This is a genomic window from Serratia sp. T13T92 (genome assembly GCF_047530105.1).
GTDB lineage: Bacteria > Pseudomonadota > Gammaproteobacteria > Enterobacterales > Enterobacteriaceae > Chania > Chania fonticola.
In genome coordinates, this window is sequence record NZ_JBLJAK010000037.1 from 16527 (window position 1) to 39928 (window position 23402).

The 23402-nt window shown below is 52.6% G+C and carries 20 protein-coding genes and 1 pseudogene; 8 read left to right on the forward strand and 13 right to left on the reverse strand.

The annotated features are described in order from the left end of the window. The first annotated feature begins 17 nt into the window (after positions 1-17). Entirely contained in the window at positions 18-1043 is a 1026-nt protein-coding gene (locus ACMV5I_RS23155; protein WP_024485369.1) for an ABC transporter permease, read from the forward strand. A 53-nt stretch (positions 1044-1096) separates the two neighbouring features. On the opposite strand, the gene ACMV5I_RS23160 is transcribed toward ACMV5I_RS23155, so the two are convergent. Next, entirely contained in the window at positions 1097-1561 is a 465-nt protein-coding gene (locus ACMV5I_RS23160; RefSeq protein WP_065685572.1) for an NlpC/P60 family protein, read from the reverse strand. Positions 1562-2171: 610 nt separating this feature from the next. Between ACMV5I_RS23160 and ACMV5I_RS23165 the strand changes: the two are divergent. From ACMV5I_RS23165 to ACMV5I_RS23175, 3 genes and pseudogenes are all read left to right on the forward strand, one after another. Next, positions 2172-3512: pseudogene (locus tag ACMV5I_RS23165) on the forward strand (nucleobase:cation symporter-2 family protein); the annotation flags it as partial. Between the two features lie 108 nt (positions 3513-3620). After that, entirely contained in the window at positions 3621-4448 is an 828-nt protein-coding gene (locus ACMV5I_RS23170) for a carbon-nitrogen hydrolase family protein (RefSeq protein ID WP_414825343.1), read from the forward strand. 93 nt (positions 4449-4541) lie between these two features. Then, a complete protein-coding gene (locus tag ACMV5I_RS23175; protein WP_121607090.1) occupies positions 4542-5063 on the forward strand; it encodes a hypothetical protein in 522 nt (173 codons plus the stop codon). 57 nt (positions 5064-5120) lie between these two features. Here ACMV5I_RS23175 and ACMV5I_RS23180 read toward each other — a convergent pair whose 3' ends face one another. The 9 genes from ACMV5I_RS23180 to ACMV5I_RS23220 all read right to left on the reverse strand — a co-directional run bounded on the left by ACMV5I_RS23180 (position 5121) and on the right by ACMV5I_RS23220 (position 13959). Beyond that, positions 5121-8033: an HD domain-containing phosphohydrolase gene (locus ACMV5I_RS23180; protein WP_414825344.1), complete on the reverse strand. Its 2913-nt coding sequence runs from the start codon at positions 8031-8033 to the stop codon at positions 5121-5123. A 224-nt stretch (positions 8034-8257) separates the two neighbouring features. Further along, positions 8258-8710 (reverse strand): hypothetical protein, encoded by a 453-nt coding sequence (locus ACMV5I_RS23185; protein ID WP_202671386.1) that lies wholly within the window; start codon positions 8708-8710, stop codon positions 8258-8260. Next, positions 8697-9416, reverse strand: a complete 720-nt coding sequence (locus ACMV5I_RS23190) for a hypothetical protein (RefSeq protein WP_414825345.1) — start codon at positions 9414-9416, stop codon at positions 8697-8699. The genes ACMV5I_RS23185 and ACMV5I_RS23190 overlap by 14 nt, the downstream gene beginning before the upstream one ends. Positions 9417-9503: 87 nt before the next feature. After that, on the reverse strand, positions 9504-9956 hold the full coding sequence (locus ACMV5I_RS23195; protein ID WP_414825346.1) for a hypothetical protein: 453 nt from the start codon (positions 9954-9956) through the stop codon (positions 9504-9506). Beyond that, a complete protein-coding gene (locus tag ACMV5I_RS23200) occupies positions 9943-10317 on the reverse strand; it encodes a hypothetical protein (protein WP_414825347.1) in 375 nt (124 codons plus the stop codon). Before ACMV5I_RS23200 ends, ACMV5I_RS23195 begins: the two co-directional genes overlap by 14 nt. Before the next feature lie 33 nt (positions 10318-10350). Next, positions 10351-10629 carry a hypothetical protein gene (locus ACMV5I_RS23205; protein ID WP_414825348.1) on the reverse strand — a complete coding sequence of 93 codons (279 nt, stop codon included), beginning with the start codon at positions 10627-10629 and terminating at the stop codon, positions 10351-10353. Next, positions 10629-10970, reverse strand: coding sequence for a hypothetical protein (locus ACMV5I_RS23210; protein WP_414825349.1), 342 nt, complete (start codon positions 10968-10970; stop codon positions 10629-10631). Before ACMV5I_RS23210 ends, ACMV5I_RS23205 begins: the two co-directional genes overlap by 1 nt. Continuing rightward, positions 10963-11895 (reverse strand): DUF4123 domain-containing protein, encoded by a 933-nt coding sequence (locus ACMV5I_RS23215; RefSeq protein WP_414825350.1) that lies wholly within the window; start codon positions 11893-11895, stop codon positions 10963-10965. Before ACMV5I_RS23215 ends, ACMV5I_RS23210 begins: the two co-directional genes overlap by 8 nt. Before the next feature lie 30 nt (positions 11896-11925). Then, positions 11926-13959 carry a type VI secretion system tip protein VgrG gene (locus ACMV5I_RS23220; RefSeq protein WP_414825351.1) on the reverse strand — a complete coding sequence of 678 codons (2034 nt, stop codon included), beginning with the start codon at positions 13957-13959 and terminating at the stop codon, positions 11926-11928. Positions 13960-14306: 347 nt separating this feature from the next. On the opposite strand from ACMV5I_RS23220, the gene aegA reads away from it, so the two are divergent. From aegA to ACMV5I_RS23235, 3 genes are all read left to right on the forward strand, one after another. Further along, positions 14307-16316: a formate-dependent uric acid utilization protein AegA gene (gene aegA / locus ACMV5I_RS23225; RefSeq protein WP_414825352.1), complete on the forward strand. Its 2010-nt coding sequence runs from the start codon at positions 14307-14309 to the stop codon at positions 16314-16316. A 20-nt stretch (positions 16317-16336) separates the two neighbouring features. Next, positions 16337-16864, forward strand: coding sequence for a 4Fe-4S dicluster domain-containing protein (locus ACMV5I_RS23230; protein ID WP_414825353.1), 528 nt, complete (start codon positions 16337-16339; stop codon positions 16862-16864). Between the two features lie 206 nt (positions 16865-17070). Next, positions 17071-18702: a mucoidy inhibitor MuiA family protein gene (locus ACMV5I_RS23235; RefSeq protein WP_414825354.1), complete on the forward strand. Its 1632-nt coding sequence runs from the start codon at positions 17071-17073 to the stop codon at positions 18700-18702. Positions 18703-18825: 123 nt separating this feature from the next. Here the strand turns inward: ACMV5I_RS23235 and ACMV5I_RS23240 are convergent, their stop codons facing one another. Next, positions 18826-19803 carry a LysR family transcriptional regulator gene (locus tag ACMV5I_RS23240; protein ID WP_414825355.1) on the reverse strand — a complete coding sequence of 326 codons (978 nt, stop codon included), beginning with the start codon at positions 19801-19803 and terminating at the stop codon, positions 18826-18828. Positions 19804-19948: 145 nt separating this feature from the next. Between ACMV5I_RS23240 and ACMV5I_RS23245 the strand changes: the two genes are divergently transcribed. Further along, complete coding sequence (locus ACMV5I_RS23245) at positions 19949-21112, forward strand: mandelate racemase/muconate lactonizing enzyme family protein (RefSeq protein ID WP_414825356.1); 1164 nt, start codon at positions 19949-19951, stop codon at positions 21110-21112. A 34-nt stretch (positions 21113-21146) separates the two neighbouring features. Here the strand turns inward: ACMV5I_RS23245 and chuY are convergent, their stop codons facing one another. Both chuY and hutW read right to left on the reverse strand, forming a co-directional pair. Next, the gene (gene chuY / locus ACMV5I_RS23250; protein ID WP_414825357.1) at positions 21147-21770 is read right to left on the reverse strand and encodes an anaerobilin reductase; all 624 of its coding nucleotides are present in this window, start codon (positions 21768-21770) and stop codon (positions 21147-21149) included. 12 nt (positions 21771-21782) lie between these two features. Then, complete coding sequence (gene hutW, locus ACMV5I_RS23255; protein WP_414825358.1) at positions 21783-23120, reverse strand: heme anaerobic degradation radical SAM methyltransferase ChuW/HutW; 1338 nt, start codon at positions 23118-23120, stop codon at positions 21783-21785. Between the last annotated feature and the right edge of the window lie 282 nt (positions 23121-23402).

Below are 23402 nucleotides of genomic sequence, written 5' to 3' on the forward strand. Positions count from 1 at the left end.
CGCAAAGGTAAAACATAATGAATAACGTCAAAGTGGAAACTCAGCCAGTCAAAGCCTCGCTGTTTGCCGGTTTTAGCGGCAAGCTGCCGAAAGATACCGGCATCTTTATCGTCATGATCGGTATTGCGCTGATTTTTGAAATGCTGGGCTGGTACGTGCGCGATCAGTCGTTCCTGCTTAACCCGAACCGCCTGCTGCTGATCGTCTTGCAGGTGGCGATCATAGGCATCATCGCCGTTGGCGTCACCCAGGTCATCATTACCACCGGTATCGATCTCTCTTCTGGCTCGTTGATTGCCCTGACGGCGGTGGTGGCGGCCAGCCTGGCGCAAACCTCCGAAAGCATTTCGCCAATGTATCCGGGACTGCTGGATCTGCCCGCCGCGATCCCCATCGGGGCCGGGATTGGGGTGGGTATTATTTGCGGATTTATCAACGGATTTTTGATCACCCGCACAGGCATTCCACCGTTTATCGCCACCTTGGGGATGATGGTTTCTGCCCGTGGTTTGGCACAGTATTACACCAAAGGTAACCCTGTCAGTTTCCTGTCGGATGGCTTCACCTCGATTGGCCAAGGTGCCATGCCGGTGATTATCTTCCTGGTGGTGGCGGTGATTTTTCATATCGCCCTGAAGCACACCCGTTATGGCAAATACGTGTATGCCATCGGCGGCAACATGACTTCGGCCAGGGTCTCTGGGATCAACGTCAATAAATACCTGGTGACGGTCTACACCATTGCGGGTGGGTTGGCAGGATTAGCGGGCGTAGTGCTGGCGGCACGAGTCAGTAGCGGGCAGTCGAGCATGGGGGTGTCTTATGAGTTGGACGCCATTGCCGCAGCGGTCATCGGTGGCAGTAGCCTGATGGGCGGAGTGGGGCGCATTACCGGCACGCTGATCGGCGCGGTGATCCTCGGCCTGATCAAAAGTGGCTTTACCTTTATTGGTGTGGATTCCTACATTCAGGACATTATCAAAGGCATGATCATCGTGGCCGCTGTGGCTATCGATATGCGCCGTAACCGCAAGAAGCTGTGATCCTCGCCTTGGCCGCCGGTGTGATGACCGGCGGTTTGGCCTGGTGGGCAGGTTTATGCATCGCTACCATTGATACGCCGGGCCAGTTCGTAACGCTCGCCCCAGTACTGGTTATCCAGGCTGGAAACGGTGACGCCCATACTGGTAGAGGCGTGAATAAACTCACCTTCTCCGATATAAACGCCGACGTGGCGCTGACGGGGTGAGGTTTTGAAAAACACCAGATCGCCAGTGTTTAATTCACTTTTAGCTACTCGCGAGCCCAGTTTCATTTGTTCACCAGTGCTGCGTGGCAAACTGACGGCAAACTCATCTTGAAACACGCGCTGCATATAGGCTGAACAGTCGATGCCTTTGCGCGAGTTACCCCCGAATTTGTATCGAACTCCTTCCCATCGGTCATAATGCGACAGGATTTTTTTTAGCTCCTGAGTATTATTGTGGCCGGAACTGGCTGAAGCGGAAAAGCTCATGCAAAAAGCTGAGCAAGTGAGAAATACGGCAAAAAATTTAAGCATAAAAGATTTCTGAAAGAGCAACTGAACGTCTATCCCTGTAATGGAGTGGCCGGATCGCCTGACTCATTCCTTGTGAGTGATGGTAATATACACAGTTGTTGCTCAAAAATAAACCAAAAACAGGTTAATTATTAACCGTCACTATGCGGTTATCGGCTTGTTACTTTTGATGGCGTGTCTCTGGTTGGCTGTGGAAACCCAGGAAGGACGGGCAATCAAGGAATTAGCTACCGGTGGAAGATTTTGCCAACCAAAATTGCAACATGCGCTGCTATCGGTTTATCGGCTGGGTACGGTGGTGGGATCTCAAATTGAGACGAATCATATTGGTAATTTTATCAATTGCGCCATTTTCGCCGATGGTGAGTGTTATTTTTTATCTAATATAATGTTAATTAAATCGAAATAAATTAAGCCTCATCTGTGATGGTTTTCGCATTTAAAACTATCCCCTGCACAATACCACCTGAGAACAGCCCACTCTGCACACAATATGCATGCCCGGAACTCGTGCCGTACATCCATTATCAGGGGGGTTATCAGGCTGTGCCCTCGAATCGTAGCCATCAGGAATGACAACCTGATCAAGGCCGTACAGGAGTGAGGTTCCATGACCAACTTGAATACTATTTTGCCCGGAGAAAAGGCGCAGACGACTGAAAAACCGATTGATAAAGTTGAAGAGATTTTACCCATTGCCCATCTTTTTACCCTGGGGCTTCAGCATGTCCTGGTGATGTATGCGGGGGCGGTTGCCGTCCCATTGATGATCGGCGGCAGCCTGGGGCTGGATAAGCTGCAGATTGCTTATCTGATCAGCTCCGATCTGTTTTGCTGTGGCGTGGTGACGCTATTGCAATGCATCGGGATTGGTCGCTTTGCTGGTATTCGGTTGCCCGTCATCATGTCCGTCACCTTCGCTGCCGTCACGCCGATGTTGGCCATCGGTGCCAACCCCGAAATCGGCCTGACCGGTATCTTTGGCGCCACCATTGCGGCTGGAATTATCACCACGTTGCTGGTGCCGTTGGTGGGCCGTTTGATGCCGCTGTTCCCAACCCTGGTGACGGGGATTGTGATCACCTCAATCGGCCTTAGCATTGTACGGGTCGGGATAGATTGGGCCGCCGGGGGCAGGGGCAATGCCAACTACGGTAACCCGGCCTATATTGGCGTCTCGTTGCTGGTGCTGATTTTTATTTTGCTAATCACCCGGTTTAGCAAAGGCTTTATCTCCAATATTTCCGTGCTGTTGGGGATTGGCTTTGGCTTTGTGGTGGCCTTGCTGATGGGAGAAGTCAGTTTTTCTGGTCTGGATGATGCCGCCTGGTTTGCCATCGTGCGTCCCTTTGCCTTCGGTTGGCCAACCTTTGATCCGGCTTCGATTATCACCCTGACGATCGTCATGCTGATCGTATTTATTGAATCCATGGGCATGTTTATGGCGCTGGGGGAAATTGTCGGCCGCCCAACCACCAAGCAGGATGTGGTCCGTGGGCTGCGGGTTGACGGCCTGGGAACCATTATCGGCGGTATTTTCAATACGTTCCCGCATACCTCGTTCTCCCAGAATATTGGTTTGGTCAGCGTTACTCAGGTGTCCAGCCGCTGGGTGTGCGTGATGGCAGGCTTGATTCTGGTGCTGTTCGGCCTGATCCCCAAAATGTCTATTCTGGTGGCCTCGATCCCGCAGTTTGTCTTGGGGGGCGCGGGTATCGTGATGTTTGGCATGGTGCTGTCTACCGGCATCAAGATCCTGACCAGGGTCAACTTCAATACCAATCGCTATAACGCCTATATTGTCGCCATCAGCCTCGGGCTTGGCATGATCCCGATCGTGGCGGCTGATTTCTTTAACCAGATGCCAGCGAGCCTGCAACCGTTGCTGCACAGCGGCATTTTGCTCTCTTCAGTGGCGGCGGTGCTGCTGAATCTCTACTTCAATGGCTATCATCCGGAGGAATAACGCTGCCGTTTATTGATGATCTCCGTTAACAGTGGCTTGCCAGCCAGTGGCGATAACAGGTAAAAACACTGTTCGACTTAAAAGGAGTAATCAATGCGGATAACCTTGGCCCAATTTACCTGCCGTGAAGGGGACATTGCCCATAACCTGGCCGCCGTGCTGGCGCAAATTGAACGTTGCAGCGGCCAAACCGACCTGTTGGTGTTGCCAGAAACGCAGCTTACCGGTTTTACCCATCCTGATGGCGATACGGACTACGCGCTGCAACTGCAAGGCCCGGAGCTCGCGCAAGTGGTGGTGGCAAGCCAGCGTACGGGTATCGCCGTCGCAGTGGGTTTTCTTGAGCAGGATGGCGCGCAGTTGTTCAACAGCTCGGTGCTGATCACGCCGGAGCAGGGTATCTATCTGCATTATCGCAAAAGCCATTTATGGACCAACGAACGCGTCGAAGCACAAGCGGGCGATCGCCTGGTCTGCGGGCTGTGGCGTGGGCGGCGTATTGGTTTACTGATCTGCTACGACATCGAATTCCCAGAGGCATCACGAGCGTTGGCCCTGATGGGTTGCGATTTGTTGCTGGTTACCGATGGCAATATGGACCCCTATGGTCACGTGCATCGTAACGCTTTGCTGGCTCGCGCTCAGGATAATCAGATGTTTGTGGCGATGGCCAACCGCGCCGGGCATGGATGTGGGATGCAGTTTGCCGGTGAAAGCCTGGTTGTCGATCCTCTGGGGCGTGAGGTGGCCAGCCTGGGGCGCGAGCCGGGAATAATTCAGGCGGAGCTGGATTTTAGCTTGCTGGAAGCGGCTCGCCGCGAATATCGTTACCTGGAAGATCGGCGTTTGGCACTCAGTGGGGAGACGCAGTGGCAGCAGCGGGATGATGAACAACGCTGGTGGCCGCTAATTGCGCGTTAACACCGCTTGCTGAAAGGCCAATGGCTTAGGTAAAGTCATAGCCAGATTGGTCACTGTAATTGATAGACTTGCAGCACTCTAAGGAGCCGTACCATGCAATTCCCCGCCCTGAGTAAAAGAATCGTGCCATTGGCTGCGCTGTTGGTGCTGTCATTTCCCGCCGCTTGGGCAGCACAAAACGCCCCAGACCCGATCCCATCGGCGTTAATCGGCAACTGGAGCGTGACCAAGATCATTCCCACCCAGACCGTGAGCTGCTGGGATGAAAAGCAGGCACAGCAGTTGGTCGGTAATAGTATCAACTATAAAGCAGACGGTTTTACCTGGCATGAACAGCAACTGAGCAATCAGGGGGCGACTACCACCACGGTAGAGGCGCAAGAGTTTGTGGAAGATAACTCGGGTGATAATTGGTACGTCGATTTCCCGATTTTGGGCATCAGTACGCCTTCGGTGCAGCGAGTCATCATTCAGCATCAGGATGTCACCGTACCGGGGATCACCGATCAGGGGACTGAAGGCGTTCCCGGTGATAACGTGTTGGTAAAAGATCGTAATACGCTGCTCTTCTCCCAATGCGGCGTGTGGTTTGAGGCGCAACGGCAGAAAAAATAGCCAGATGTTTGACGGTTGGGGCGCCGCTGCGCCCCTATGTTGTGATGCTGCTGGGTATCAGTTCGTCGGTTGGCAATCGGGTATTTCGAGTTTGCGTAACAGTGCAGGAATATCGACGGTGTCTATTTTATCGGCTTGCAGATAGCTCAGGGCGTAGTCATGCCAAATACCAGACTCCAGGAACAGGATCATCAATTCGCGGTCCAGATGATGTTCATTCGCCATGCTGACCAGAATATTGAGTGCCTCAGATAACAGCTTGCCCGGTTTATAAGGCCGATCGGCCGCCGTCAGGGCTTCAAACACGTCGGCGATCGCCATCATACGCACCGGAATGCTCATCTGCAGGTGGGTCAACTGGTACGGATAGCCTTTGCCATCCATGCGTTCATGATGGCCACCGGCAATCACCGCCACGTTGGCCATAGTGCGTGGGAACGGCAGTTTTTCCAGCATGATGATAGTCTGCATAATGTGTTCGTTGATTTTATAGCGCTCTTCCTCACTCAGGGTGCCCCTTCGAATGCCCAGGTTGTAAATCTCCCCGTGGTTATAGAGTAAGGTCGGCTCTTTGAGTTTGAAGTGATAGCTTTCCGGCAGATGGCTTTTCTCATCGCGGTAAATGATATGTTCTTCTTTATCCGCCAGCAGTGGCTCCTGGGTAGGTAAGGGGACGGCAGGGCGGCGGTTTTTTCGCGCCAATTCTTCCCGGGCCACGCCTGCGGTGTCATCCAGAGTGCGGGTCCATTGATATTGTGCAATCTGTTGAATACGTGCGAGCGCGCTGTCAGACAGGAATTCGCCACCGATATTGCACTGGGCAATAAAATAGAAATCCTCATCCAACTGCTGCAACTCATCGCGTAGCCGTTGTTCTTCCTGCTCGGTAGCGGGGAGCGTAGCGTGCTTGCGCAGGAAACTAACCTCTTTTTCCAGCTTCAGCACCTCAAAGCGCATCCGCACCTCGTGAATACGGTCGTAAATCATCTCCAGCTTGGTGGCCTTATCCACTATGGCTTCCGGCGTGGTGATTTTCCCGCAGTCATGCAGCCAGCAGGCGGTGTGCAGTTCCTCCCACTCATTAGCGGAAAGGGTAAAATCAGCGAACGGCCCTTGTTTGGCCTCAACCGCTGCCTTGGCCAGCATCTTGGTAATGACCGGTACGCGCTGGCAATGGCCGCCGGTATAGGCGCTCTTGGCGTCGATCGCTCCGGCGATCAACTGAATAAAGGCTCCCATCAGATCCTTTTGCTCTTGCAGCAGATATTGCGTCTCTATCGCTACCGATAAGCTGCCCACCAGGGCATTAATCAGCTGTATTTTTGCTTGCCCATGTTCCGCGCCAGCTTCGGCAGGATTAAACAGCAGCAGGAACCCCATGAGTTGCTTATCATGAGTTTGCATCGGGACGGCCACGTAGCGTAGTGGCAAATGGGAGCCAAAGACCGTAAGCAGTTGGTCGGGGATATTCTCGTCAGTAAAGACCCCAGCAACGGTTTTCCCTGCCAGAATTTGCCAAAATGCGCTGGGTTGCTGCGGATCAAACTGCAACGATGCTACCTCCGAACTGGCCACTTCTTTTCCAGCCCAGTTGCAGGCTATGGGGGAAAAGCAGCCGGGCGTTTTGTCTGACAGGAGAATAATGCCGCCGCTCATGGCCGCGATTTTGCCAGTTTCATTGAGCAAGCCCTGCATCTGCTGCGGGAAATTATCCTTGGCGGATAACAGGCTGCCCATCGAGATAAACTGCTTGAGCGTCAGCTTCATTTTGGACATTGCTTTGTGCAGGTCGTCCACTTCTTCAATCACCGAGCGTTCTTCCGCCCGCTCATCAAAATGCAGATTGCTGATGGCATCGGCATCCTGGCGCAGGCGGATCAGCGGCCGGGAAATACGTAGGGAGAAATACCAGACCAGCGGCAGGCTGAGCAGCAGCAACGCAAAGGCGATCAGGGTCGAGCGGTTGCGGATGGCGTTGGCATCGGCGGTCAGATAGGCCGAGGGCGTGGCAATCACCAACTGGTAGCCTTGGCTTTGCCCCTTAAGATCCACAACGGCCCCAAACCAACTCTGCCCTTGTGCCGTAAATAGGTTGCCTGCGTCGTGATGGGGATCTAGCAACGTTTGCAGCACCGGGATGTGCGCAATGCTGTTGAGCCCATCCTGGCTTTTGGAGTTTTGCGCAGGCAGGCTGGCGATGGTTTCGTTGGCAGCGTTGATAATCGCCGCCTGGCTATCCGGCGGTAGGCTTTGTTGAAGAAACAGCGAAAGTGAAGCCAGCGAAACGTCTAAGCCGATCACGGCATGGCCATCTGGAGCCTGGATACTGTAGGTGAAGCCGGTCTCGCCGGTACCTTTGAAGGTATAAAGCGGTGAAGTAATCAGTTGCTGATTTTTTACCGCCAACTGATACCAGGTGCGCTCCCGGGGATCATAATTGTTATACGGCACGGTTTTTATCGCCATAACCTGCTGTTTGTCGTCCAAAAAGATATTCTGTGCCTGGGGTGATGTCTCTAAAAAGCGATAGCTTTGCGCCAGCCACTCGGCATCTTCCGGCGCATTAAATAAAGCTCGGTTGGCAGGGGAGAGGCGGCGCAATATAAAGAAATCGCCGTTGGGATAAGCGCTGTATACCGCGTTGGCATAATCATTTTGCTTGAGTATCTCGACCAGCGGGCCGATAAACGCCATGCGTTGTTCGAGCGTGGTGGCTTCTATTATTGGCATGCGTGCCAGCATATTCACCGACATTTTCATGCTGCGGGTAACGGAGTCCAGCTCCGCAGCAATGGCCTCCCCGGTTTTTTGATACTGCCGGTTGGTGCTGGCCTCGGTCAGTTTGGTGAGTTGGCTGTGGCTAAAAAACACGATCACGCTGCCGATGGAGACAATCAGCAAGGTAAACAGCGCGGCAATCTGGATATGTAGCGGATAGCGGCTTCTCAAACCGGTGATCTTTCCTGCCATAGTGCCCACCTTGGATGCCAATTTTTAGCTTTTATAAATTATAGACGAAACAGGGGATTATCTGATTGGGGAGGGCAATAAGTTATAGGGTTGATTTTTAAGTGAAATTTTTTGTTTTGTAGCTAAATAAACCAATGCGTTATTAAAAAATAAAGCTTTATGAAACAACGGCGACAAAGATAACACTTTTGTCGCGTGCGTTGTTCCTGAAACCCTTGAGGCTGTTACTTAACACCAAGCTTCTCCCTCAGTAGTGGCATATAGCTATCGATGTTATAAGTTTTATCCCCGGTGATGCTGGCGCAGGCGTTATGGGCGTAAATAAAATAGCTTACGCCCACTGTTACAGTTGGATCATCTGCGTAACGAGAGTCCGGAGTTAACAAACTATATGCGTTGTCCATCAGGTGAGAGAAATGATTCTCTTGGTATTGAATAGGGGTATAAAATAATATGTATGAAATGGCAATGGCAACACCAGAATGATCTTTTCTTATTTTGTCATAATTGCTCATCATACATGAATGGTAACGTTCGCAGTTCTTCAGTTCGCGAGCACTGCACTCATTAGTAGACATATCAACTAAGTGTCCTATTTGCCTGTTATCTATATACTTACCATTACATCCAAACACTAAAAGCATAGATGATAATGTAATATATTTAAATTTTTTCAACTTTATTTCTCTCGTCTAAAAACATTTGAAGGGCATCTGCATGGCCATAGTTGTTAGCTAAAGACTTTACTTCATTACCGTCTTTATCAACATTTAGATTAGTATTTAATGCCAGGTTGTAATCCGCACCTGGACAACTCTCCCAAGGGCCACCCGTTCGAGCGATTAGATTGGCGGAGCTTCCATCAGCAATCGAATAATCAATGTAGATATTATCCCAGCGTTTGACATTGTCGGGTTTGGGGCTTTTGCCCTTCCTGGATACCGGATCAAGCGTTACCAATAGTTCAATCGGAATATCGGGGTTTTCCTTCGCCAATAAAATAGCCCGGTCTCCACCCCAACTATGGCCGACCAGCACCACTTTCTGTCCGGCAGCATGCCACTCTTTCATTAGCGGTGCGACTTTCCCACCACCATGTTCGGAGTAGGCCACATCCTGTTTACGTTGGGTGATAACCTTGCCACTGTTATCCTTGGTGTCTCTACCATTTTTCTTCTCATAAGGAGCAAAAACAAACTTTAACAAGGGTTGAAAACTTGCGTCCATCGCGCCGCCAACAAACACCACCAACGTCTTTAAACAATTGGCGGTAATCTTACCTTGCTGCTCCTTTACGCTGGGCAAGATAATATAGTCGCCCGGGTTGTTATTTTTGTGCTTATATTCAAACCCCGGAAAAATAATTCCATCTGATGCGCACATTATCTTGCCTCCAAATGCTTACGTAACATCAATAGTTCCTTTCTGATGCGTCGTTGAGTTTAGGCCACCAACCCGTATCAGTTCAAGCTATTTAACGCCAAGCTCTTTCTTCAGTAATGGCATATAGTTATCTATGTTATAGGTTTTATCTCCGATGATGTTAGCACAGGAGTTGTGTGCGTAAATAAAATAGCTTACGCCAATGCTTAGGCCTAAATCATTAAGATCGGGCTTTTTGGGGTCTAAAAGACCATAGCTATCTGAAATTAAGTTAATATGGCTGTTAACCTCTCCAATACTTAATGCATTACGGCTAATAATTGAGGGGGCTCGAGATAGCAGTAATGGAGATTTTGATTTAACCTTGTCATACTGTTTAGATATACATGCTTGATAACGTTCACACTGTAAAAATTCATTTTCATTGCAATAAATTCGTGACATCTCAATAAGGTTGTCGATATATAGATAAGGTATATAGTTCTTGCACCCTGAAGCTAAAAAAACGGTTGCAATTATGATGATGTCAAATCTTTTCAACTTTTGGCCACTCCATATCAAACATTCTATCTGCGTTGGCATGTCCGGTATACGACATGTCAGGTAAAGTATTTAGCGCATGATTATAATCTGCACCAGAGCAATTCTCCCAAGGGCCACCGGTTCGAGCAATCATATTAGCGGAGCTCCTGTCAGCAATCGAATAATCAATATAGATATTATCCCAGTGTTTGACATTGGCGGGTTTTGGGCTTTTGCCTTTCCTGGATACCAGATCAAGCGTCACCAATAGTTCAATCGGAATATCAGGATTTTCCTGCGCTAATAAAATCACTCGGTCCCCACCCCAACTATGGCCGACTAGCACGATTTTCTGCCCGGCAGCATGCCACTCTTTCATTAGCGGCGGAACTTTGCCACCGCCATGTTCGGATTAGGCTACATCCTGTTTGCGCTGGGTGATAACCTTGCCAGTGTTATCTTTGGCGTCCCTGCCATTTCTTTCTTCATAAGGAGCAAAAACACCACTTAGCAGCGGCTGGTAGCTGGCATCCATCGCACCGCCAACAAATACTACCAGGGTTTTTAAACAGCTGGCGGTAATCTTACCTTGCTGCTCTTTTACGCTGGGCAAGATAATATAGTCGCCCGGGTTGTTATTTTTGTGCTTATATTCAAAGCCCGGAAAAATAATTCCATCTGATGCGCACATTATCTTGCCTCCAAATGCTTACGTAACATCAATAGTTCCTTTCTGATGCGTCGTTGAGTGTAGGCCACCAACTCAGCGAGCCGTACGTCTTCCTGATTAATGGGGTTATCAGCAAAATGAGCCTTAACCCAAGGATAGAGTGGGTCGTCAAAGACTTTATGGCCCAGGAAGAACTGTAATGCCAGGATAACCGCCTGCCCGTGGAACGTGGTGATCCCATGCTCCTGGAACCAATTTTGATTTTGAGCTAATAGGCCAAACATCTGATGTATGGGAACGTACTGCGCCCGCTCAGGGTAAAGTGAGCGTACATAATCCACCACGTGCTGCTCTTCAAACATATAGGGCAACTGGGTTAAGTTGCAGGATTTTTAGCCTTTCCAGCACTGCCAGGTAGAGCTCTAACCGCTCGCCCATGCTTCGTACAAAAACCAGCCCCAACTGCTGATTTAACACGGCCAACAGCCCTGGCTCCTCTACTGCGGTTGTCAAATAGGGTGCGACGATATGCTCAAGCTGGAGATCGGTATCAAAATGACAGCCTAAACTACAGGCTAAATCAAGGAATTGGCAACGATCGTTAAGACGCTCCAGCCGGTGCGTTTGGCATTTTTCCGCGATAAGCGTAATGACCCGCTGGACCTGTACATCGCCCAGCAGGCGAGCGCGCTTCGGATATTTATCGGTAAAGTAGCGCTGTAGCTGGCTAACCTGTTCGGTCTGGTTTTGCTGCTTTAACTTGGCGAGTTGCGCTTCTTCCAGCGACACGATCCCTGTCAGAATTGGAGCTGCCTGGGCAGGTAATTCAATCATCTGTTGCCGGACCCAAAGCGAGCTGAACACCCCCATCAGCTGATTTTGCTGGGACTCGGTGGAGGCCTCCAGGATTAACGGTAGAAACTGGGCGTCCCAATAGCGGAAAAATACCGTCGTCCTATCTGGCAAATTAATCTGCGTCAGGCCCCGTAAATGGTCGAGAATGCGCTGACGCGGCTGTTCACTGACTGCCAGCCATCCCCAGTCTGTTGAGGATGCTTCACTCACCCACGCTAAAAACGGGCTATTAATCGACAGCTCCACCAAATAGGGCATCACTTCGTGCCAATCTTTGTAGGACGTATAGTGATAAATCCCTTCTGCAACGCGGGAGCCATCCAGTTGATAGTAGTGTTTCAATGGCTGTGCATCGCTAACGCTGGACAACACCGCATACAACCGTTGTCCTGATGCGCAATTGGCCAGCCATTGCTGTAGTTGACTCTCCATATCTTCGTTTCCTCCGGCAAGCTGTCCCGATTAAATCGCGCAACCCTGTTGTTTACATCGCTCACACTCTTCGCAAAATGCTCGCGGTTGTTTAAACGCACTAACCTGTGCAGGATTTAGCGCAAAGGCAGGGACGCTGGCTGGGATAGGAATAACATCGGGCATTCTGCCACCCCATCCTCTGCCGGAGCCCGGGCTGCCGGTACCCACATTGAGCGTGGGGCCGATCATGACGCCACTGGGATCGATTTTTATAAAGCTGGAGCCGGCCTTTAAGGTGATCTCCGTACCGGTTTCTATCACTATTTTAGTGCCGGACTTCAGGTGAATTTCCTGCCCAACCTCCGTCAATAAGGCGTTGCTGGCGTTAATGTGGAAATTGCTATTCACGGTCAGGGAATAATCGCTTTCTACCCGGTCACGCTTTTCGCCATTAACCTGCAGAAAATCATTGTGGACAATCTGTTGTCGGCGATCGTTGCCTATCCGCCGGTTCTCGTCGTGATCGATACGTGCGGAACTGTCATGCAGCACTTCGGTTGTCATATTCTTTTGCGCATGCAGATAGAGCTCTTCCTGGCCTTTTTCATCTTCAAAACGCAGTTCGTTAAAACCTTCGCCCTTATGGGTTTGCGACCGGATCGACATCTGGGTTTTGGTGCCCGGCAGCTTGCCCGGGGGCAGGTTGCTGGCGTGATAGGTGCGGCCGATAATGACGGGCTGATCGGGATCGCCATTCAGAAACTCGACGATCACCTCATGGCCAACGCGTGGCACGGCCGACATGCCCCAACGTGGCCCCGCCCAGGGTTGTGATACCCGGATCCAACAGGAACTGCTGTCGTCGGTTCTGCCCGAGCGATCCCAGAGAAAACGGACTTTCACCCGACCGAACTCATCACAAAAGATTTCTTCAGTGGCTGGCCCCGTGACAATGGCGATTTGTGCGCCATCAATCCGTGGCTTGGGCAGTAAAACAGGGCGCCAGGTCTGATCGTGGGGAATAAACGCAAACTGGCTGGTTACGATAGTTCCCGTCCCGCCTGCGTGACTCTCAAGCGCTTGGGGTTGCTGCCCTGAATGGTTAGCTTGGGTGATTTGCCAACGCGTGTTGAGCGCCTCCAGAGGATGGTTTTCCAAGGTAAAGCGTACGCCGGGTTGCAGTGCCGGGCAGTTGCTTGCCCCTTCGCCCTGATGAGCATCGTTACGCAGCGCCTGGATGCGCCAGCGGGCAAAAGATTTACCCACCTGAGTGCTTTTAAAACGCCCAGGGAAATCGTAATGGAAATACCGACCGGGCTGATGCTCAGTATCGCGGGCATCATCGCCGAACTCTGCCAACCACAAGGGATCTTTAAAGGTGTAATCTTTCAACAGCACTTCGGAGAGGCGTAAACTTTCCCGGCGCTTAAAGGTGGTGACGCAGGGTTCCTCCAACGAGGTAGATGGCTGATCGGGATAATAGGGGAGCGTCGGCCCGTCATGCAGTGCGGCGCAATCATCGGAAAACACCAAGGTATGTTTGCCATTTTGGTGCTCAAAGAAATAGTAAATCCCTTCTTCTGCGGCCAGGCGGTTAATAAAATCGAGATCGCTTTCATTATATTGGACGCAAAACTCACGTACGGCATGGGGATAGCGCAACGCGTGGGCGTAGTCGCTGATCTTGTTTTCTTTTAACAGGGTTTCCAGGATTTCCAGAAAATTTTGTTGCTGGAAAATACGTGAACGGTGTCCCAAACCGGCGCGCCAGAGCGAGGGACGGATGCTAAACCGGTAACGCGTTTGATGAAGTCCGGTGTCCCCTTGCTCAATGGAAATAACGATGCCATTAACGACCCGTTGCACCTCGGTTTCACGCCAAATCGTCAGGGTCGCGTTACTATCCAGGATTGAACGGAACTCCACGCTGGGCTTGGCGCTAGCCACCTCAAGCTCTAGCGCGAACGGGATGGAGAATTGCTCATGCAGCGTAAATCCCACCACCACAAAAGCCTCTGCTGGCAGGTTGCCAACACTTACCGTAAACCTCAGCCCGCTGGCTTTATTGCTTATCCCTGGCATGCACTTCCTCCATTTATTACATGAATATATTCCGCTCAATTACAACAAAAAATCCATGAATATATAAATAATATTAATGTATCAATGGCGAAATAACAACCAGTAGTGCTGTGTAAATGCGATCCAATACGACAATGGGTGATTAAAGCGAAGAGTTGTCCTGCCTGGTTTAGAGCGGATGGGGGCATTACGCCATTTTCATGCGAAATGTCATGGAAATGGATCAAATATAACCACTATATTTACATGGTTATAACCTTACTGACACCTGCCTACGCCAGCCAAGATAAGGAGATAACGTCAACGAAAGCGTGTTTTTTCAGTCAGCCTGTTCGGAAAGGATACCTATGAATCAATTTATCGTTGCGGAATCAGAAGCCTGCATTGGCTGCCGGAGTTGCGAGGTCGCCTGTGTGACTGCGCATCATCAAGGGGCATACCCAAGCAAGCGCGAATATTTCACCCCAAGAGTCAAGGTTATTCAGGGCACCCATGGTAATACGGCCGTGTTCTGCCACCATTGTGAAGATGCGCCCTGTGCCAATGTTTGTCCAACCGGGGCCATTGAACAGAGTGATACCAGCATCCAGGTCAGCCAGGAGAAATGCATCGGCTGTAAAGCCTGTGCGGTCGCTTGTCCGTTTGGCATGATGACGGTAGTGACCGAAACGGTGCAGCCCGCCAATCATCGCCTGGCAGACAGCTATCAGAAGGTCGAGGCACAGAAATGCGACCTGTGCAGCGAGCTGAACCATGAGCCTGCCTGTGTACGTGCCTGTCCCACCCATGCACTAAGCCTGGTGGACAACCAAACGTTGCTGGACCAGCAGCGAGAAAAGCGGCTACGTGCAGCGGCGCGCGATCACCATAGCCAACTGTTTGGCAGTGCCGCTAATCAGAGTCCAGAAGCGAAAACCCCGAAGAAATCAACGCCGATCCGTAATCTACTGCAACAGCCTCGGGCACCTCGCTTGGAAGCCAGTAAAATCCCACTCGAGCTGCGCAAAACCAGCTTTGCCGAAATCTACCAACCCTTTAATGAGCAGCAGATCCAGCAACAGGCCGAACGTTGCCTGAGCTGCGGCAAGCAGAGTATCTGCTCCTGGACCTGCCCGCTGCATAACCAGATCCCGCAGTGGATCAAGCTGGCCAGCCAGGGGCGCATCTGGGAAGCGGCGGAGCTATCGCATCAAACCAGCAGCCTGCCGGAAGTGTGTGGCCGGGTATGCCCACAGGACAGACTGTGCGAGCAATCCTGTACGCTCAATGAGCACGGGGGAGCCGTCACCATCGGCAACATTGAGCGCTACATCACCGAAACGGCCTTTGAGATGGGTTGGCGGCCCGATATGTCGGCGGTGAAAGACAGTGGCAAGCGCGTTGCCATTATTGGCGCGGGTCCGGCGGGGCTGGGCTGTGCCGATATCCTGGTGCGCCATGGCATCAAGCCGGTGGTGTTCGATCGCTATCCGGAAATTGGCGGGTTGCTGACCTTCGGCATTCCGGCGTTCAAGCTGAAAAAGGACGTGATGGCCAGAAGGCGTGAAATTTTCAGCGATATGGGGGTGGAGTTCCGTTTGAATACCGAGATTGGCAAAGACGTCTCGATGGAAACCCTGCTCAATGATTACGACGCGCTGTTCCTTGGCGTGGGGACCTATAAATCGATGCGTTCCGGCCTGGAAAATGAAGGTGCGCCGGGAGTGTATGACGCCTTGCCATTCTTGATCGCTAACACGCAACAGCTAATGGGCTATGCCGAGAATCCGCAAAGTCCTTACATCAATATGGCGGGCAAGCGGGTGATCGTACTGGGGGGCGGTGATACCGCTATGGACTGCGTCCGTACCTCACTACGTCACGGTGCTGAACAGGTGATTTGTGCCTATCGGCGTGATGAAAAGAGTATGCCGGGGTCGAAAAAGGAAGTGAAAAATGCGCGGGAAGAGGGCGCAGAATTCATGTTCAACCTGCAACCGCTAAGCATCGTGATCGATGAGGAAGGTAAGGTCAGCGGCATTCAGATGCGGCGAACCGAAATGGGGGCTCCAGACAGCCAGGGCAGGCGGCAGGCGGTACCCGTTGAGGGTTCCGAACATGTCGTACCGGCGGATGCGGTGATCATGGCCTTTGGCTTTAGCCCGCATCGTATGGGTTGGTTGGCAGAACATAACGTGATGCTCGATAGGCAAGGGCGCGTGGTGGCGCCAACGGTGGCGGGTTATCCGTACCAAACCAGTAACCGCAAGATTTTCGCCGGTGGTGACATCGTGCGCGGCGCCGATCTGATCGTGACCGCCATTGCCGAAGGGCGCAAGGCGGCCGAAAGCATCGGTTATTACCTTAATGTGCTCTAACGCGGCTCAAGGAGAACGGTATGAATCAGTTTGTCATTGCCGATATGAAACAGTGCATTGGCTGCCGCACCTGCGAGATTGCCTGCGTGATGGCGCATCTGGGGGATAATCCGTTGCCGATGACGGCGGAAAACTTCAATCCTCGCTTACGGGTGATGAAAACCCTTAGCGTCAGCGTACCGATGCTGTGCCGCCAATGTGAGAATGCCCCTTGCCTGAACGCCTGCCCGAACGAGGCCATCTATAACCAGGATGGTAGCGTACAGGTGATCCAGTCGCGTTGTATTGGCTGCAAGAGCTGTATGGTGGCTTGCCCTTATGGTGCGATGGAGGTGGTGGTCAATCAGGGTTATGGCAGCAATGGTGTCGCGTACCAACGGGCTCAGGCGAATAAATGCGATCTTTGTCAGGGGCGCGAAGCGGGGCCGGCCTGTGTTGAGGTGTGCCCAACGGCGGCGTTAACCCTGATCCGGCCAGCAGACCTGCAAGCCATGCAGTTGGAAAAGCAACAGCGCGCGGCCCGTGGTTCTGCGCCGAACCTGCGGTAAATTATCCCTTACCTCACTACAACCCATTCTGCGTGATAACCGCGTGGAATGGGTTTTCTTTCATGATCCCCGCGACGTGGCTAAATGACACGTATATCGCTGCTTTCCCTTTGAACGCGATGATTTTTCAGAAATCTTACCACCAGGCTGCATGCTATAATTCGTCGATATTCTGCACGGAACCTCTTTGTTAAGGATAAATGACGATGACCCTCTTCCCAGGATTTAAAACCACGCTGTTGGCGGCCTCGGTGCTGTTGGCCTATACCGGCCTGGCGCAGGCGCAAAACGTCACGCTCAACGACGTGACGGTCTTTATTCGCGGTGCCGAGTTATTCAACAGCAGCAAAGTGACGCTACCGGCGGGGGAAAGCGAAGTCGTCTTTACCAATATTGCCAGCGGGCTGAACGAACAGAGCCTGATGCTTGATGCCGATAACGGCGTGGTCGTGCAATCTTTCAGCATAAAACGCGATTTTCTTACCGAACATGTGTCGCCTGAAGTGGATCAATTAACCAAGCAGATTGATGATGAGGTGCGCGAGCAAAGCAAACTGAACGTGCAGCGGGAAGTGATCCAGGCGCAGTTGGCGGTGCTGGAAAGTAACCGTGCGCTGGGTTCGGAGAAAGAGGGAGCTTCCGTTGAGCAGGTTAATCAAATGCTTGAGCTGGTGAGTCGCCGCATGAGCGAGGTGCTGCTGGCGGATATCGAGATTAAAGAGAAAATCGCCGCGATTGACAAGAATATCGAAAAGCTGAAGAGCCAGTTGGACGAGGCTCAGCAGAAGACTGGCCAAACGGTGAATCAGGTGGTGGTGAAGTTTTACACTGCGAAAGCCGTGACCAGTAACGTTAAGCTGTCTTATGTGATCCCAGATGCAGGTTGGGTGCCGACTTATGATGTGCGGGTCAACAGCATTACCCAGCCGGTCAAGCTGAGCTACAAGGCCAATGTGTTTCAGAACAGCGGCATCAACTGGGATAAGGTCAACCTGACGCTTTCCAGCGGCAACCCGAGCGAAGGGGCGCAGGCGCCGGAGCTACAACCTTGGTACCTCGATTTTTATCAGGACTACTCAAGTTCCAAGATGGCAAGGTCGATACCCAGACCGGCACCGGCTCCCGTTGCGGAAATGGCCGCTGGCGCGAATGCTCCAGAACTTGATGGAGCAATGGCCCCCAGAGCTAAAAGCTCCCTCTCTGACTATGTGGTCACCGACGCTGGCGGTGTGAATACCCGCTTTAGCATTTCCCTGCCTTATAACATTGCCTCCGATGGTAAAGGGCATTCTGTCACCATCAAGGATGTGGACGTTCAGGGCGACTATCGCTACGTGGTGGTGCCGAAAATTGAGCCTGATGCCTTCTTGCAGGTACAGTTAAAAGACTGGGAGCAGCTTAATTTGTTGCCGGGCAAGTCCAGTATTTTCTTCGAGGGTTCGTTTGTCGGCCAGGGGTATATCAATATCGCGGAGGCCAAAGAGACGCTGGATCTGTCATTGGGCCGGGACAAAAAGATTATCGTTAACCGCGAAAACGGTAAGCAACTGACCTCGAAGGCGGAGTTCTTTGGCAATTCGGTAAGCCAACAGTACTCCTTTGTCATCAGCGTGAAAAATACCCGCAAAGAGCCGATTAAGCTGGTGGTGATGGAACAGATGCCGCTGAGCCGGGATTCGGCGATGACTATCGACGGGCTGAAGTACGACGGTGCCAGCTACGATAAAGACACCGGTAACGTGCAGTGGGCACTGGATTTACCCGCGAATCAGTCCGAGAAATTCACCCTGTCTTATACGGTGAAGTATCCAAAGGATAAGCGCGTGAGCAATTTATAACTTTACCCCTCACCCTAGCCCTCTCCCACAGGGAGAGGGGACCGATTGAGCTCGTTAATTGTTCTGTGTAATACCTTACCTTTCTTGTTCTTGCCCCTTACTTTCCGAAGCAGCACAACCTTATCAAAGATGCCGGACAGCTCCCTCTCCCTGTGGGAGAGGGTTGGGGTGAGGGGCCAATTCAGCCTCCTTGGCAAATAGCTGCCATAGTGCCTCAACGGATTTAGCCATCTTGGTCACGGGCCGGTAGAGGCGTATCTCAATGGGCAGGCAAAGATCGTCGGGGCGGTCGGTGGCAACCACGATCTTGCCGCTATCAACGTCGGCCTCTGCCAGCGACTGCGGCAGCCAGGCGACACCTTCTCCAGCCGCCACCATGGCGAGCAACGTGGCGGCGAGATCCGAAGTAAAAGCGACTTCCATCCCTCGTTTGGCCCGGCTAATCACCGCGCTGTTGGAGATAATTCGCCCCAACCCCGAGTCATTGCTGAACGACAGGTAAGGGAATTTTTGCTCCCCGATTTTCCACATCGGCGTTGCGGAACCCGGCAGAGCCAGGCTGTAGGGCAGCAATCGATCCTCCCCCAGGCGCAGGCTAATAAACTTTTCCGCGTCGAGAGTCATCTGCATATGCGGATGATAATGGCAGAGTAAAAATTGCGCCTCCCCACGTGCCAACAGGTTCTCACAGGCTTTTAGCGTATCGGACAGCAGGCGGAAAGAGCCTAATCTGGCCATCTTTTCATTACGCCTGAGCAACGCCGGAAAGAAAGAGAATGAGAGGGCGTGGGTGGCTGAAAAGACTACGTCCGGCTGATATTGCCCGGTGGCATCCAGGGTTTCGCTCCTCAGCGTGTAGAGCGCTCTGATTAACTCGGGGGCCTGTTTGCAAAACACCTCACCGGCCTTGGTGAGGTGAACTCCCCGCCGATTACGTTCGAAAAGCGGTGTGCCGACCCACTCTTCCAGCGACTGGATGCGGCGGCTGAATGCCGGTTGGGTGACATAGCGAGCCTCGGCGGCCTTGGAGAAATTGAGGGTATCGGCCAGCGCTACGCAATCCTCAAGCCAGGTGAGTTCCAAGTGATGCCGATTCTGCATAACAGCTATCCTTTTTTCGCATTGGCCGGTGATGTTCTAGCCGCTTACTATGGCAAGAAACCGGCAGGGTGCCAATGCCTGACAGTCTAGGATGCGAAAAATGCATCAACGATACCCCTGCGAATCACGATCGTTGGAGAGAAAAATGCGTATTACAGACGTGGTGGAAATCACCAAACCGATTGCCTCGCCGATCAGGAATGCCTATATCGATTTCAGCAAGATGACCACCAGCCTGGTTGCGGTAGTGACCGATGTGGTGGTTGATGGCCGCCGGGTGGTGGGCTACGGCTTTAACTCCAACGGGCGCTATGGGCAAGGGGGGCTGATCCGCGAGCGTTTCCGCGATCGCATCTTGCAGGCTGAGCCTGACAGTTTGCTCAACCCGCAGGGCGACAACCTCGATCCGCACCGGGTGTGGCAGGCGATGATGATCAATGAAAAGCCCGGCGGCCATGGAGAACGCTCGGTAGCTGTGGGAACGCTGGATATGGCGATCTGGGATGCCACCGCCAAAATTGCCGGTCAGCCGTTATTCCATATGCTGGCGGACATGAAAGGCACGGTGGCTAATCCACGAGTGTTCGTCTATGCCGCTGGTGGTTATTACTATCCAGGCAAAGATCTCACCGCGCTGCGTCAGGAGATGCGTAGTTATCTGGATCGTGGCTACAACGTGGTGAAAATGAAAATTGGTGGTGCGCCGCTGGAGGAGGATCGCCGTCGTATCGAGGCCGTATTGCAAGAGATTGGTCACGAGGCGCGGCTAGCGGTGGATGCCAACGGTCGCTTTGATTTAGAAACCGGGATTGCCTACGCCAAGATGCTGCGGGAGTATCCGCTGTTCTGGTATGAAGAGGTGGGTGACCCGCTAGATTTCGCTTTGCAGGCCGTGCTGTCCGAGTTCTATCCGGGGCCAATGGCGACCGGAGAGAACCTGTTTTCACACCAGGATGCCCGTAATCTGTTGCGCTACGGCGGTATGCGCCCCGATCGTGATTATCTGCAGTTTGACTGCGCACTCTCCTATGGGCTGGTGGAATATCTCCGTACTTTGGAAGTGCTTGAGCAGTTCGGCTGGTCACCCTCCCGTTGTATTCCGCATGGCGGGCATCAGATGTCATTGAATATTGCTGCGGGGCTGGGGCTGGGGGGCAATGAAAGTTATCCTGATCTGTTCCAACCTTACGGCGGATTCCCGGACTCGGTGAAGGTGGAAGACGGCCATATTGTGATGCCTGAACTGCCGGGGATTGGCTTTGAAGGTAAATCGGAACTCATCAAGGTGATGCGTGCGTTGGCGGAGTGATTACGGCGCTGATGGGGCAGCGCCGCGTGGGGGATTACGCCGGTTTTAGACCCGGTTCAACCAGGCTATAGATCTGTTGATTGAGTGCGGGGGCATTTGCCAGTTGCTGGACATGTGCAGCAACGTCCGCACGCATCACAAAGCCATGAACTTCCTGCCCCTGGAACCGTTGCGCCTTGCCGGTAGCATTGCCGTTTAGCAGCCCCCCGGGGCGCAAGATGGCGTGATCCAGCGTGCTGGTCTGTAACCAGCTTTCCGCCAGCGATTTCTCGCGTACCGCCTGGCCAAACCCTGCTTTGGCGCGTGGTGATAAAAACGGCCAACCGTCGCCACAGCCCAACGAGGTGATGAGGATCATGCGCGATATCCCGCATTTCTCCGCCGTATCAATCACTGTCCGGTGGGCCAGATAATCCTGTGCGCCGCCCATTGAAGAGATGATCGTCGCGTTGGTACCCGCAGCTTCGCAAGCGCGGGTGACAGCAATGGCATCACAAGCATCACCGAGATAAACCTGTACGCCTTTCTCCCGCAGGCGAGCGGCGGCATCAGGATTACGCACCACCGCAACCACCGGACGCTGTTCCGCCAGCGCAAGTTCCAGGGTCAGCGCGCCGACCCCTTTGCCGCCAGCGCCAAAAATCAGCCATGGTTTCATCGTTCACTCCTGTTAGAGGGTGGCTACCGCAATACGCGGCAGATCCAGTTGTTGGAGCAGCTCATCAAGAGACTGCAGAATATTGCTTGCCCAGAAGCGCCCTTCGTTGGTCAGGCGCAGGCAGGTTGTAGTGTCGCGGGTTAACCCCGCAAGATGCCACTGTGCGAGCAGCGGCTTCAGCTTTTCCGCATCAGGCGTCAGTTCATCCAGCGGGATGCGCGCATTTTCCACGCCAGCCTGTAACGGCTGACGCCACTGGCTTCGGTTACCTGAGGTACGCATCATCATCATCAGCGGTTTGCGCCCCTCGGCGATAGCTTCATGCCAGGTGGTGAGGTTGCGTTCGATCATCCAGGAATAGCCGTTGACCGAACCCCCGCCGCCGGAGCCAAAGGCCAGGCAATCTGCGCCTTGCTTAATCAACAGGTTGTACAAATTGCGCTCTCGCGTGGTGCGCGCCCAGTGGCTGTTGCTGATACAGCGCCAGCCTGCCTGGTCCATGAAATCGCAGCCCTGCAAATAGAGATCGCGCCGCTCGGCAGGTGAGGGAACGGAGGTGCGGCCAGCTTCCACTGCTTTACCCAGCGGCGTATTGGGCAGCAGATTGAGGGCGTAGAGATCGACACCGTCCAGGCCGATATCGCGGGCAATCGCCAGATCTTCGCCCCAAAGTTTCGCATCCTGACCGGGTAAGCCGAATAGCAAATCGCAGACCACGGCAGCGCGGTCGCGACGAACTAGCCCTTCCATAAACGTAATGGCGCTTGCGCCGTCGGAGGTTCGGGCCATTTTTTTGCGGATTTGGCTATTAAACGACTGAATACCAATCGAAAAGCGATTGGCTCCGGCATCCAGACAGGCGTCTATCCGCTCATCGTCAAAGTTTAGCACCCGGCCCTCGATGGTGATTTCGCAGTCTGGGGCAAGCGGCAGACGTTCGCGTAGTGTGGTGATGATGCGAGCCAGATCCCGTGCGGCAAGCGCCGAAGGCGTTCCACCACCAAAATAGACGGCATGGATTGGCGCAGACTGATGCAGAGGGCTGTCTGCCTCCATTTCGATCTCGCGTAGCAGCGCATCGGTGTAGCGGGCGCAGCTGTCCTCCTCGAAACGGTTTTGGTAAAAGCCGCAGAAGGTGCAGTGGGTGGCACAAAACGGAATGTGTAGATACACCAGACGCTTACGGCTGGGCGTGGTCTGGCCGATGACGTTTTGCCAGGTTGATGCCAGCAGCGGTTTTTCCACGGGGATCGCGCCGCGCAACGGCATCATGGCACGGCGATCTTTAAACGGCTGATTGCCTGCCAGTGCAAAATGCGGGGTTAAATCCAGCTCAGTGTCATGTTTCAACTCAAGTTCCTTCAATGGGGCAGAACTGATGGAGGCAGGGCCGCATGGAAGCGCAGCTACTCACACCTGTCATAGTTTAACTGAAAATGATTACCATTTGCATTTATATACTGACAATCGTCAGCAGAGTCTATCCAGCAAGCCGCCAATTAAATGTAACGTTGACTTGGGTCAAACTTTTCGGCACCCCGAATTAAATTTTAATGGTCGATGCGAACAACCATTGCTAACGCTGGAGTTTATATGTACTATCGCCGCGTTTTCCCATTCATTCACTTTGCA